9 protein-coding genes are annotated in these 13175 nt (G+C 44.0%); 8 read left to right on the top strand and 1 reads right to left on the bottom strand.

All coding sequences use genetic code 11. The features are described from left to right. Nucleotides 1-14: 14 nt before the first annotated feature. Complete coding sequence (queG, locus tag HMPREF2685_RS09020) at nt 15-1154, bottom strand: tRNA epoxyqueuosine(34) reductase QueG (RefSeq protein ID WP_070466486.1); 1140 nt, start codon at nt 1152-1154, stop codon at nt 15-17. Between the two features lie 115 nt (nt 1155-1269). Between queG and manA the strand changes: the two genes are divergently transcribed. From manA to recG, 8 genes are all read left to right on the top strand, one after another. Further along, the gene (manA, locus tag HMPREF2685_RS09015; RefSeq protein WP_070466484.1) at nt 1270-2214 is read left to right on the top strand and encodes a mannose-6-phosphate isomerase, class I; all 945 of its coding nucleotides are present in this window, start codon (nt 1270-1272) and stop codon (nt 2212-2214) included. A 283-nt stretch (nt 2215-2497) separates the two neighbouring features. After that, nucleotides 2498-3238, top strand: a complete 741-nt coding sequence (locus tag HMPREF2685_RS09010; RefSeq protein ID WP_070466482.1) for a MerR family transcriptional regulator — start codon at nt 2498-2500, stop codon at nt 3236-3238. Between the two features lie 374 nt (nt 3239-3612). Further along, entirely contained in the window at nt 3613-5457 is a 1845-nt protein-coding gene (locus HMPREF2685_RS09005; protein ID WP_061454957.1) for an APC family permease, read from the top strand. 174 nt (nt 5458-5631) lie between these two features. Further along, entirely contained in the window at nt 5632-8151 is a 2520-nt protein-coding gene (secA, locus tag HMPREF2685_RS09000) for a preprotein translocase subunit SecA (protein ID WP_070466480.1), read from the top strand. 52 nt (nt 8152-8203) lie between these two features. Continuing rightward, on the top strand, nt 8204-9232 hold the full coding sequence (locus HMPREF2685_RS08995) for a 3-deoxy-7-phosphoheptulonate synthase (protein ID WP_061454958.1): 1029 nt from the start codon (nt 8204-8206) through the stop codon (nt 9230-9232). Nucleotides 9233-9318: 86 nt separating this feature from the next. Then, nucleotides 9319-9684, top strand: a complete 366-nt coding sequence (gene acpS, locus HMPREF2685_RS08990) for a holo-ACP synthase (protein WP_061454959.1) — start codon at nt 9319-9321, stop codon at nt 9682-9684. Next, nucleotides 9671-10783: an alanine racemase gene (gene alr / locus HMPREF2685_RS08985; RefSeq protein ID WP_061591261.1), complete on the top strand. Its 1113-nt coding sequence runs from the start codon at nt 9671-9673 to the stop codon at nt 10781-10783. The genes acpS and alr overlap by 14 nt, the downstream gene beginning before the upstream one ends. Nucleotides 10784-10843: 60 nt before the next feature. Beyond that, complete coding sequence (recG, locus tag HMPREF2685_RS08980) at nt 10844-12859, top strand: ATP-dependent DNA helicase RecG (protein WP_061454961.1); 2016 nt, start codon at nt 10844-10846, stop codon at nt 12857-12859. The last annotated feature ends 316 nt before the right edge of the window (nt 12860-13175 follow it).

Genomic DNA, 13175 nt, shown 5'->3' with positions numbered 1-13175 from the left:
GCCTTAGTGTTTTTTCATTGTAGCTGTGAATCTGCTTGAATACCGAATTTTTCAAAGAAAGCAGTTCGTTCTTCTATGATGGCATCGGTCGGATGTTTGATATTCCGTAAGAGCTCAACAAGGTCCGGCGTGACTTCACGGAGCAGTTGCCCTAAAGACCAGATAGCCGTTGCAATATGAATCTGATTTTGCGAGGTTTCGATGATGTTCAGGAGCTTAGGGATGGCTGAGCGGTCATTGGCATTGGCTAGTGCGATAATTGCATTGCGTTGGAGGATATTCTTGCCTCGCCAGCTTCCAGCAACATGCCCGAATTTTTCCTTAAATTGTCCGTTAGACAGTTCAATAAAGGGGATCAACTCTGGATGAGCCAGATCAGGATCGATTTCTGTTGCCAAGGGATTATCCAGCCCTTTGTTATAAGGGCAGCTAATCTGACAGATGTCACATCCATAGATGACCGTTTTAATTTTCTTGCGAAATTCTAGGTCCATCATGCCCTTGTCTTGGGTTTGGAAGGACAAACAGCGTTTGGCATTCATAGAGCCATCCCCTATTAAACAGGAGGTTGGGCAAGCATCTAAACAACGCCGACAGTCTCCACAACCATAGTCGACTGGTTGATCTGGTTCGATTTCGAGGTTGGTAATCAATTCCCCTAAAAACATGTAAGAACCGTATTCTTTTGAAATGACCAAGCCATTTTTTCCGATAAAGCCAATCCCTGCTCGTTGGGCGACGGCTGTATCTACCAGTGCTCCAGTATCGACCATACCCTTGTATTCGAAATCCTGCGTCATTTCTTCAATCCCAGCAGCTAAGCGATTGAGCTTGTCTTGAAGGACATAATGATAATCTAATCCCCAGCTGTTGGGCGTGAATTTTCCTCTTTTATAGGCAGTTTTTTGAGGTTGTTGTTTGAGCTTATGGGGGTAGGCGACAGCGATTGAGATGATCGTCTTTGCGGAGGAGAGACTTAATTTAGGTTGGATGCGCTCTTCGATATTCTTATGCTCGAATCCAGAATTCCGTCCTTCCTCAACGGCTAAGCGGAGCGATTTTTCCAAATAAGCGAAGTCATCAGCGGTTGTAAATCCAATTTTTGAAATCCCAATAGAATGTGCCAGTTGGATAATGTTTTCTTTTAGTGTCATCATTTCCATTATACACAAAAATGAAGATTCTGGCGAGAAAGGAAACAATCAGAAAGAGCTTTCAAAAGCTTTCTTTTTTTTGTATAATAGAAACATGAAATGCGAGGAGGATATTATGGTACAACCATTATTTTTACATTCAGTGATGCAGGAAAAAATATGGGGAGGAACACGTCTAAAAGAGGAATTTGGTTACGACATTCCGAGTGACCATGTCGGTGAATTTTGGGCGATTTCGGCCCATCCGCATGGCGTTTCTAAAGTGGACAATGGTCCATACGAAGGAATGGGATTGGATCAGCTCTATCAAGAGCACCGAGAATTATTTGGCAATCGTAAAGAGCCTGTCTTTCCTTTATTAACAAAGATTTTGGATGCTAACGACTGGCTTAGTGTACAGGTGCACCCGGATGATACCTATGCCATGGAGCATGAAGGAGAACTTGGGAAAACCGAGTGCTGGTATGTGATTGCGGCTGACGAAGGATCAGAGATTATCTATGGACACAATGCCAAGTCAAAAGAAGAACTCCGCCAGCAAATCGAAGATAAAAACTGGGATGCCTTGCTGACAAAAGTTCCGGTCAAGGCTGGAGATTTCTTCTATGTGCCAAGTGGGACCATGCACGCGATTGGATCTGGAATCTTGATTCTTGAAACACAACAGTCGAGTGACACTACCTACCGGGTTTATGATTTTGATCGCAAGGATGATCAAGGAAACTTGCGGGAGCTTCATCTAGAAAAATCAATTGATGTGTTAAACATCGGTGAGCCAGCTAATAGCCATCCAGATATAGTTGTTGTTGATAATCTTCGAATGACCACCTTGGTTGCCAGTGATTTCTTTACGGTTTATAAGTGGGAACTGACTGGAAAAGCTAATTTTGAAAAGACTGCTGATTACAGCTTATTGAGCGTCTTAGCCGGAGAAGGGAAATTGACTGTAGATGGAAAGGATTATCCTATTCAAAAAGGAAGTCACTTTATCTTGCCAAGCGATGTTGAATCTTGGAATTTGGAAGGGCAAGGTTTAGAATTGATCGTGAGTCACCCATAAAAAAAGAAAGGGTTTGAGTTAATGCTGTGGAGTGACTCAAGCCTTTTTTTATCTGGTATAAAAATTTTTTAAAAAAATTCTTGACTCTGACCTAAGGGGAGGGATTATACTATCCTTGTAATACTCTTCGAAAATCAAATTCAAACCACGTCAGCGTCGCCTTACCGTATATATGTTACTTACTTCGTCAGTTCTATCTACAACCTCAAAGCAGTGCTTTGAGCAACCTGCGGCTAGCTTCCTAGTTTGCTCTTTGATTTTCATTGAGTACAAGGAGGAAATCATGTACCATATCAAAAAAGCTGCAGAGCTGTCGGGTGTCTCTATCAAGACCTTGCACCACTATGATAAGATAGGACTTCTAGTCCCTGTGAAATCTGAAAATGGTTATCGGACATACAGTCAAGAAGATTTAGAACGATTACAGGTGATTCTCTACTACAAGTATCTAGGATTTTCCTTAGACCAAATAGCAGAACTCTTAGCCAAAGAAAAATCTAACTTATTGCCCCATTTGACCAAACAGTTGGACTATTTGACTCAAAAAAGGCAACATCTGGATACCTTGATTGCCACCTTGCAAAAAACCATTCAAGAACAAAAAGGAGAAAGAAAAATGACCATTGAGGAAAAATTCACTGGATTTAGCTATCAAGACAATCAAAAATACCACCAAGAAGCAGTAGAGAAATATGGTCAAGAAGTCATGGACCAGGCTCTCGAGCGCCAAAAGGGGCGTGAAGATGAGGCTACGGAAGTCTTCAACCAAGTTTTTCAAGCTTTGGCTCAAAATCTCAAAGATGGACTACCCGTATCAGCAAATGAAAACCAAGATCAAGCCGCCAAACTTTTAGACGCGATTCGAACGTATGGATTTGACTGCTCTATAGAGGTTTTTGGCCATATCGGCAAAGGCTATGTCTATAATCCAGAATTCAAGGAAAACATCGACAAGTTTGGAGCTGGCACAGCCCAGTACACTTCGGATGTTATTGCCTTTTATGTCGAAAATCGAGCAAAATAAAAAAGTGAGAGTGGGACAGAAATCGGTAATTCGTTAGAATTCGATTTCGTCCTCCCACCTCCGCACAGTTAAGTAGGACTGTAAAAGCTGATGAAAGCAGCGTAGTAGAGCCCACTCAACCACTGCGTCTTGCTCGACAATCCAAAAATAATTGAGAGGCTAGGATTTTTGTCCCAGCCTCGTTTTTTGCTGGATCAATTTGAAAAGAAGCGGACCGATCTAAGAGAGCTTGAATGAATGACCACAATGAAAACTTTATGAAAATTTCATAATTTTGGTTGACAGTCTTGAAAAAAAGGAGTAGAATAACCCCTGTTTTATGAAAAGAGGCAGGGAATTCCCGGCCTCATGATCTTTTTTTCAAGGAGTTTTTTATGTTTTCAACATTGAAAAAATGGTTTATTGGCCGTCCGTTGAAATCTGGTGTAGAAGGTGAAGGCGGATTGCTAGGGAAAATGCAGGCCTTGGCCATGCTCTCTAGTGACGCACTTTCTTCTATTGCCTATGGTCCAGAGCAAGTTATCTTGGTCTTGATGACCGTATCAGCGGGAGCCATTTGGTGGTCCATTCCGATTGGGATTGTGGTCCTGGTTCTTCTAGCTAGTTTAACGATTTCTTATCGTCAGGTCATTCATGCCTACCCTCAAGGGGGAGGGGCCTACATGGTGACTACGGAGAATTTGTCTCCCAAAGCGGGATTGATCGCTGGTGGCAGTCTCTTGGTCGACTACATGCTGACAGTAGCGGTATCTGTTTCTTCCGGTGCAGATGCCATCACGTCAGCGATTCCATCTCTTCATCCTTATAATCTTCACATTTCCATTTTGTTGGTCTTGATTTTGATGCTGATGAACCTTCGGGGACTGCGCGAATCGGCCACATCGTTGATGATTCCGGTCTACCTGTTCATTGTCAGTACTATTGCCTTGATTGGCTATGGTGTGATCCAAATTTTGACGGGCCATTTGGCCTATAACGCAACTGCTCATGTGGGTCAAACCATTTCAGGGGTTAGTGTCATTCTCTTATTGAGGGCCTTTACAAGTGGATCAGCTTCCCTAACAGGTGTTGAAGCTATCTCCAATTCGGTTCCTTTCTTTAAGAAACCAAAAGCAAAGAATGCAGCTTCTACCTTGACCATTATGGCTTTGATTTTGGGGATCATGTTTGCAGGGATTACCTTCCTCAATTACTGGGTGGGTGTCGTTCCGGCTAAAGGGGTAACAACTCTAGCCCAAATGGCCCAAGCCATCTTAGGGAATTCCCCAGTTGGACAAGCCTTCTTTTACGTCTTCCAATTATCAACAGCCTTGATCTTGGCAGTTGCGGCTAATACCGGTTTCTCAGCCTTTCCAATGTTGGCCTTTAACATGGCAAAAAATAAATACATGCCACACATGTATATGGAAAAAGGGGATCGTCTGGGCTATTCTAATGGGATTTTGACCTTGGCGATTGGTGCCATCGTCTTGCTCTTGATTTTTGATGGGCAAACAGAAAGCTTGATTCCGCTTTATACCATCGGGGTCTTCATTCCTTTTGCCCTTTCTCAAACAGGGATGGTGATCCACTGGAAACGCCAATATCAAAAAGGATTTCTTAAGTATTCGCTTGCCAATATCCTGGGGGCAGCCATCTGTTATGGGATTGTCTTGATCCTCTTATTATTCCGTTTGCGTGAGATCTGGCCCTTCTTCCCTATTATTGGTCTCTTGCTTTGGATGTTCTTGAGTATCCGTAATCACTATGATAAAGTTGCGGCTCAATTGCGCTTGGGAGGTAAGATTGAAAAGACAAGTTATGCGGGCAATACCGTGATTGTCCTTGTTGGGAATGTCACTCAGGTAAGTGTGGGAGCTATGAGTTATGCAAATAGCCTAGGAAACGATGTTATAGCTATGCACGTCTCAACGGAAGAAACCAAGGTTAAAGATGCGGAAGTGGCGGAAGAATTTAAGCATTATTTCCCTCATATTCGCTTTGAAAATGTCATGACGAGTTACCGGGATATTATCCAGCCAACAGTTGAATTTGTCTCAAAAGTAGCTGAGGAGGCCAAGGAAAAAGGCAACACCGTTACAGTCTTAGTCCCTCAATTTATTCCTAAAAAACATTGGCAAAATATTCTCCACAACCAAATGAGTTTGAAATTGAAGTATGCACTTCGTTGGCATGAAGAAGTGGTTGTGGCAAGCTATTCTTACCATTTGTCTGAATAAACACCGTATATAGAAAAGATGTCTGCTTGAGCAGGCATCTTTTTGGATTTTCTTACACGAAAAAAACCACTCGAAAGTCTTGTAAGATACAGCCTTGATCTTGAAAAAATGTTTAAAAAATGCTAGAATAAAAAGAACATTTTAGATTTTGAAAAATTCAAAGTAAGGAAAAAAATGGCAAATTTATTAAAAACAATTATTGAAAATGATCGAGGCGAAATCAAACGCCTTGAAAAAATGGCTGACAAGGTCTTTTCTTATGAAGACCAAATGGCAGCTTTGACGGATGACGAATTAAAAGCGAAAACAGTTGAGTTTAAGCAACGCTACCAAGATGGTGAGTCTTTGGATGATCTCTTGTACGAGGCTTTTGCAGTTGTTCGTGAAGCTGCAAAACGGGTTCTTGGTTTGTTCCCATACAAGGTTCAGGTCATGGGGGGAATCGTCCTTCACCATGGTGACGTTCCAGAGATGCGTACAGGGGAAGGAAAAACCCTGACAGCCACCATGCCGGTATACTTGAATGCCTTGTCTGGCAAAGGGGTACACGTTGTTACCGTCAATGAATACTTGACCGAGCGGGATGCAACAGAGATGGGAGAACTTTACTCATGGCTTGGTCTTTCAGTAGGGATCAACCTTGCAGCAAAATCTCCAGCTGAGAAAAAAGAAGCTTACCTCTGTGATATCACTTACTCAACCAACTCAGAGATCGGGTTTGACTACTTGCGTGACAACATGGTTGTGCGCGCAGAAAACATGGTTCAACGTCCATTGAACTATGCCTTGGTCGATGAGGTAGACTCCATCTTGATTGACGAAGCCCGTACTCCATTGATCGTTTCTGGTCAGACAGCTTCTGATACGAGCCAGCTCTACCACATGGCGGATGCTTATGTGAAGACCTTGACAGAGGACGATTACATTATCGATGTCCCATCTAAAACCATCGGTTTGTCTGATTCAGGAATCGATAAGGCAGAAAGCTACTTTAATCTTGAAAACTTGTACGATATTGAAAACGTAGCTTTGACTCACTTTATCGACAATGCCCTTCGTGCCAACTACATCATGATTTTGGATATTGACTATGTGGTCAGCGAAGATCAAGAAATCTTGATCGTCGACCAATTTACTGGTCGGACTATGGAAGGACGTCGTTATTCTGATGGACTTCACCAAGCGATTGAAGCCAAAGAAGGTGTTCCAGTTCAAGAAGAAACCAAAACATCTGCGTCGATTACTTACCAAAACCTCTTCCGTATGTACAAGAAGTTGTCAGGGATGACAGGGACAGGGAAAACCGAAGAAGAAGAATTCCGTGAAATTTATAACATTCGCGTGATTCCAATTCCAACCAACCGTCCGATTGCCCGTATTGACCATCCAGACCTTCTCTACCCAAGCTTGAAATCAAAATTCAAGGCTGTTGTGGAAGATGTCAAGTCTCGTCATGAAAAAGGTCAACCAGTCCTAGTAGGTACCGTTGCCGTTGAAACCAGTGATTACCTTTCTCAATTGTTGGTTCAAGCAGGTGTCCCTCACGAAGTTTTGAATGCGAAAAACCACTACAAAGAAGCGCAAATCATCATGAACGCTGGTCAACGTGGTGCTGTTACCATCGCGACCAACATGGCCGGACGTGGTACCGATATCAAGCTTGGTGAAGGTGTTCGCGAACTCGGTGGACTATGTGTTATCGGGACAGAACGTCACGAAAGCCGTCGGATCGATAACCAGCTTCGTGGACGTTCAGGACGTCAAGGGGATCCAGGTGAATCTCAATTCTACTTGTCTCTTGAAGATGAATTGATGCGTCGTTTCGGTTCTGAACGGATCAAAGCAGTGCTTGATCGCTTCAAGTTGAGCGAAGAAGAATCGGTGATCCGTTCAAATATGTTCACCCGTCAAGTAGAGGGTGCACAAAAACGGGTTGAAGGAAACAACTACGATACCCGTAAACAAGTCCTTCAATACGATGACGTGATGCGGGAACAACGGGAAATTATCTACGCTGAACGCTATGATGTTATCACAGCTAACCGTGACTTGGCACCTGAAATCAAGGCCATGATCAAACGGACCATCAAACGGATTGTTGAAGGAGCCAGCCACTCAAGTAAGGAAGAACGCGTTGAAGCGATTCTGAACTTTGCCAAATACAATTTGGTTCCGGAAGATACGATTTCTGCAAGCGATATTGAAGGAAAATCTGACAAGGAAGTTATCGAATACTTGTATGCACGTGCAGAAGAAATCTATGCTAGCCAAGTAGCGAAATTGCGTGACGAAGAGTCTGTGCAAGAATTCCAAAAAGTCTTGATCCTTCGTGTGGTGGACAGCAAGTGGACAGACCATATCGATGCTTTGGATCAATTGCGAAATGCGGTTGGACTCCGTGGGTATGCGCAAAATAACCCAGTGGTAGAATACCAATCAGAAAGTTTCCGTATGTTTAACGATATGATCGGATCGATTGAATTTGATGTGACTCGTCTCATGATGAAAGCCCAAATTCACGAACAAGAACGTCCACGTACGGAACACAGTATTTCAACAACTGCGACTCGCAATATTGCAGCGCAACAACAAGATATTCCAGCAGATATTGACTTGTCACAAGTGAAACGTAACGATTTGTGCCCTTGTGGTTCAGGCAAGAAATTCAAAAACTGTCACGGACGTAAATTTTAAGAGCTCCTCTGAAATAGAAAGAGGATGGGTCTAGGTAGCATAAGGAGGCCGTATGGTATTCATTACGAAGAGCAATAAGATTGATGAGCAAGAGATCACTTCGCTTTACCGCTTGGAAGGTCCAGCCTTGGAGCGCAAAGAAGCGCGTGATCGAGAATTGGAAGCTATTATCAAAGGAGAAGACCAACGGATCCTTCTTGTGATCGGACCTTGCTCTTCTGATAATGAAGAAGCTGTGATGGAGTATGCCCGTCGTTTGGCAGACTTGCAAGAGCAAGTGAAAGATCAGATTTTCATTGTGATGCGGGTCTATACGGCTAAGCCTCGGACCAATGGGGATGGCTATAAAGGCTTGATGCACCAACCAGATACACATGCAGCACCAAGCTTTGTGGACGGTTTGAAAGCAGTCCGACATCTCCACTACCGTGTGATTACAGAAACTGGTTTGACAACTGCGGATGAGTTGCTTTATCCAGCAAGTCTTCCGTATGTTGAAGATTTGATTTCTTATCATGCCATTGGAGCGCGATCAGTTGAAGACCAGGAGCATCGCTTTGTATCTAGTGGGATCTCTGCTCCGACAGGCATGAAGAATCCAACATCTGGAAATCTGTCTGTCATGTTCAATGCGATTTATGCAGCCCAACATCCCCAAAACTTTTTGTTCAATGCCCAAGCAGTGGAAACATCAGGAAATCCTTTAGCCCATGCGATCCTTCGTGGGGGCTTGGATGCGAGTGGTAAGAATGTTCCAAACTACCATTATGAAGATTTGCTTGCGGCAGCAAAACGCTATAGCGAAATGGGCTTTCAACATCCCTTCATCCTGGTGGATACCAACCATGACAATTCTGGTAAACAATTCGAAGAGCAAGTACGCATCGTGAGAGAAACCATGATGAACCGTGCTTGGAACAAGGATTTGGCAACTTTAGTTCGTGGTTTCATGATTGAATCCTATCTAGAAGATGGCCGTCAAAATGAACCAGTGGTTTATGGTCAATCCATCACAGACCCTTGTCTGGGTTGGGAAAAAACACAGGCCTTGGTCAAAGAAATTGCAACGATGAATAAGTAAAAGGCAGGGGCGGAAGGAGTGATTCTTTAGCCCCTTCTCTTTTGTCAGTAAAACGATACTGAAACGATAAATAAGGATAAAACAAGATGATCAAAGGACATGGCATCGATATCGAATCGATCGCTGCGATTGAAAAAGCCTATCAGAAGAATACTCGATTCGCTGAAAAAGTCTTAACCGAGGCTGAGCGAGAGCGCTTTGAGGAATTGTCTGGAAAACGGAAAATGGAATATTTAACGGGCCGATGGTCCGCCAAAGAAGCCTTTTCGAAGGCAATGGGAACAGGGATTGGACCAGTTGGTTTTCAAGATTTAGAAATTTTAAATGATGCCCAAGGAGCTCCCTATTTTTCTAAGTCTCCTTTTTCTGGGAAGGTATGGATTTCGATCAGTCACAAGGGAGACCTAGTGTCGACCAGTGTCATTTTGGAGGAAGAAAATGAAAGCAAGTAAACATAGACCAACTGTTGCTAGAGTCGATTTGGATGCCATTGCCTTTAATGTGCAACAAGTCAGTGAGCATATTCCGAGTCAAGCCTTGAAATATGCAGTCGTCAAGGCCAACGCCTATGGTCATGGGGTCGTTGCGGTGACCAAAAAATTGGCGCCTCAGGTTGATGGCTTTTGTGTATCCAATATGGATGAAGCCCTCGAAATCCGTGAAGAAGGCTTGCAACACCCTATTTTGATTTTGGGAGTTGTGCCAAGTGAAACAGTGAATCTAGCCAAAGAGCATGACATCCGCTTAACGGTGGCGAGTCTTGCTTGGATGGATCAATTGCTTGGACAAGAAGCAGATCTTTCAGGATTGAAGGTCCATATCAAGGTGGATTCAGGAATGGGGCGGATTGGATTCCGAAGGATCGAAGAGATCAAAGAAGCTGAACGCCTTCTCTTAGCAGCTGGAGCTGAAATTGAAGGGATCTTTACTCATTTTGCGACAGCAGATGAGGCAGATGATCGAAAATTCCAAGCGCAATACCAGTTTTTCAAAGAAGTATTGGCTGCTCTTGAAACCCTTCCTCCCATTGTCCATGCGAGTAATTCAGCCACTTCTTTATGGCATGCGGATACGATTTTCACGGCTGTGCGCTTGGGAGATGTCATGTATGGCTTGAATCCCAGCGGTTCTGTGCTAGATTTGCCTTATGAAATTAAACCAGCCTTGAGTTTGGTGAGTGAGTTAGTTCATGTGAAACAGTTAGAAGCTGGTCAAGATATTGGCTACGGAGCAACTTATACGACAGAAGAATCCCAATGGATTGGAACGCTTCCTATCGGCTATGCGGATGGTTGGATCCGAGAGATGCAAAACTTTCATGTGCTGATTAAGGGGGACTATTGTCCCATTGTTGGTCGCGTTTCGATGGACCAGATTACTGTTCGCCTTCCTGAAGAATTGCCTCTGGGGACCAAGGTTACCCTGATTGGACGAGAGGGCGAGAAAGAAATCACGGCAACAGAGGTTGCAGATTACCGTGGGACCATTAATTATGAAGTGGTCTGTCTCTTGAGTGATCGGATTCCTCGTGACTATACAGGTGAAGAATAAGAAGAAGCAGGTGGGATTTTCCCGGATGGACCTGCTTTTTTATAAAAGAAAGGAGGAGAAATGAATCTACACCAACCCTTATCCGTACTGCCTGGAGTCGGTCCAAAATCGGCGGAAAAATTTAAAAAGTTAGGGATTGAAACCTTAGAAGATCTGCTCTTGTATTTCCCCTTTCGCTATGAAGACTTCAAAACGCGCAATGTTTTAGAGTTGGAAGATGGGGAAAAAGCCGTCATCTCTGGAGTGGTAGCAACACCAGCCAATGTCCAATATTATGGCTACAAACGAAATCGCTTGCGTTTTTCGATCAAACAGGGAGACCAGGTCATTGCGGTTAATTTTTTCAACCAACCCTATCTAGCAGACAAAATTGAGGTTCAGCAGACAGTGGCGATTTTTGGGAAATGGGACAAGGCTAAAGGCAGTTTGACAGGGATGAAACTCCTGGCTCAAGTGGAAGATGATTTGCAGCCGGTCTATCGAGTGACGCAAGGAGTGAGCCAAAACAGCCTGGTGAAATTGATCAAAATAGCGTTCGACCAGGGCTTGGACCAGCTTTTAGAAGAGAATGTGCCCCAAATCTTACGAGAGCGTTATCAACTCATGTCTCGTTCCCAAGCAGTGCAAGCTATGCATTTTCCTAAGGATCTGGCAGAGTACAAGCAAGCTCTTCGCCGGGTAAAATTTGAAGAGCTCCTCTTTTTCCAGCTGCAACTCCAAGTGTTAAAGGAAGAAAATCACGATGCCAGCCAAGGGATTTCCTTGGCCTGGAATCCAGAAAAATTAGCAGAACGAAAAAAGCAGCTTCCTTTTGAGCTAACGCAAGCTCAAGAAAACAGCTTGAATGAAATCTTGACAGATATGGCTTCTCCTTATCATATGAACCGCCTCTTGCAAGGGGATGTGGGAAGCGGGAAGACAGTCGTGGCCGGTCTTGCCATGTATGCAGCCTTAAGCGCTGGGAAGCAAGCAGCCTTGATGGTTCCAACGGAGATTTTGGCAGAGCAACACAAGGAAAGCTTGCAAAATCTTTTTCTAGATTTGCCAATTGCTCTTCTAACAGGAGGATTAAAGGCGGCTGAGAAACGAGAAGTCTTAGAAGAGATCGCATCAGGAACAGCTCAACTGATTGTGGGGACACATGCCTTGATTCAAGAGGGAGTTCACTACCAAGATCTAGGCTTGGTCATTATTGATGAGCAGCACCGTTTTGGGGTTTCCCAACGTCGTATTCTTCGAGAAAAAGGACAAAATCCAGACGTTCTGATGATGACGGCTACCCCTATTCCCCGGACCTTGGCCATCACGGCTTTTGGAGATATGGATGTGTCCATCATTGATCAGATGCCTGCGGGACGCAAGGAAATCATCACACGTTGGGTCAAGCATGAGCAGTTAGAAGTGGTCCTCGACTGGTTAGTCAAAGAACTTGGCAAAGGTTCTCAAGCCTACTTTATTTCTCCCTTGATTGAGGAGTCAGAGGCGCTAGATTTGAAAAACGCCCTTGCCCTCCAAGAAGAGCTAGAGACCTTCTTTGGACAGCGAGCACGCGTTTCTCTTCTTCACGGGAAGATGAAAAGTGAAGAAAAAGATGCCATCATGCAGGCCTTTAAAGAGCACCAAGTCGATGTTTTGGTGTCTACGACCGTTATTGAAGTAGGAGTCAACGTACCCAATGCAACCGTTATGGTCATTATGGATGCAGATCGGTTTGGTCTTAGCCAGCTTCACCAGCTTCGAGGCCGGGTTGGGCGGGGAAACAAGCAATCCTATGCTATTCTAGTAGCCAATCCTAAGACAGATAGTGGCAAGCAGCGCATGAAAATCATGACAGAGACAACCAATGGGTTTGTGCTGGCGGAAGAAGATTTGAAAATGCGGGGTTCAGGTGAAATCTTTGGAACCCGCCAATCTGGGATCCCAGAATTTCAAGTCGCGGATTTGGTAGAAGATTATCCCATTCTGGAAGAAGCAAGGAAAGTTGCCAGCCAGATCGTAGCCACGCCAGATTGGCGCGAACACCCCGATTGGCATTTGCTCTCACTTCATTTAGAAAAGAAAGAACATTTAGATTAGAGCATAAAAAGGGAGTAGAGTGGAAATTCTTTGGATTCCACTCTACTCCCTTTAAGATTGTATTTTACGGGCTTTGTATCTTGATGAAATGCGACAGGACGAAGGTGGATCGATACTATCCACCTGAGGAGTTAGTGAGTCGTTTAGGCAAGGCACCATAGTGCTTGCCGTTACACGAATTGAACACGCCCTAAATGCTGTGTGAAAAAACGCCAACTATACGAGTACTAACTTCAAGACACAGTAGCTGATTGGACTCTTCTCTCGCCTATCAGCTCGGAAGAATCCTAATCAGCCTTGTGGGGGTAGGACGACG

Source organism: Streptococcus sp. HMSC074F05, assembly GCF_001808725.1.
GTDB classification, from domain to species: Bacteria; Bacillota; Bacilli; order Lactobacillales; family Streptococcaceae; genus Streptococcus; species Streptococcus parasanguinis_I.
Note: the sequence above shows the minus strand (reverse complement) of the source record. Positions and strands in the feature narration are given on the sequence as shown.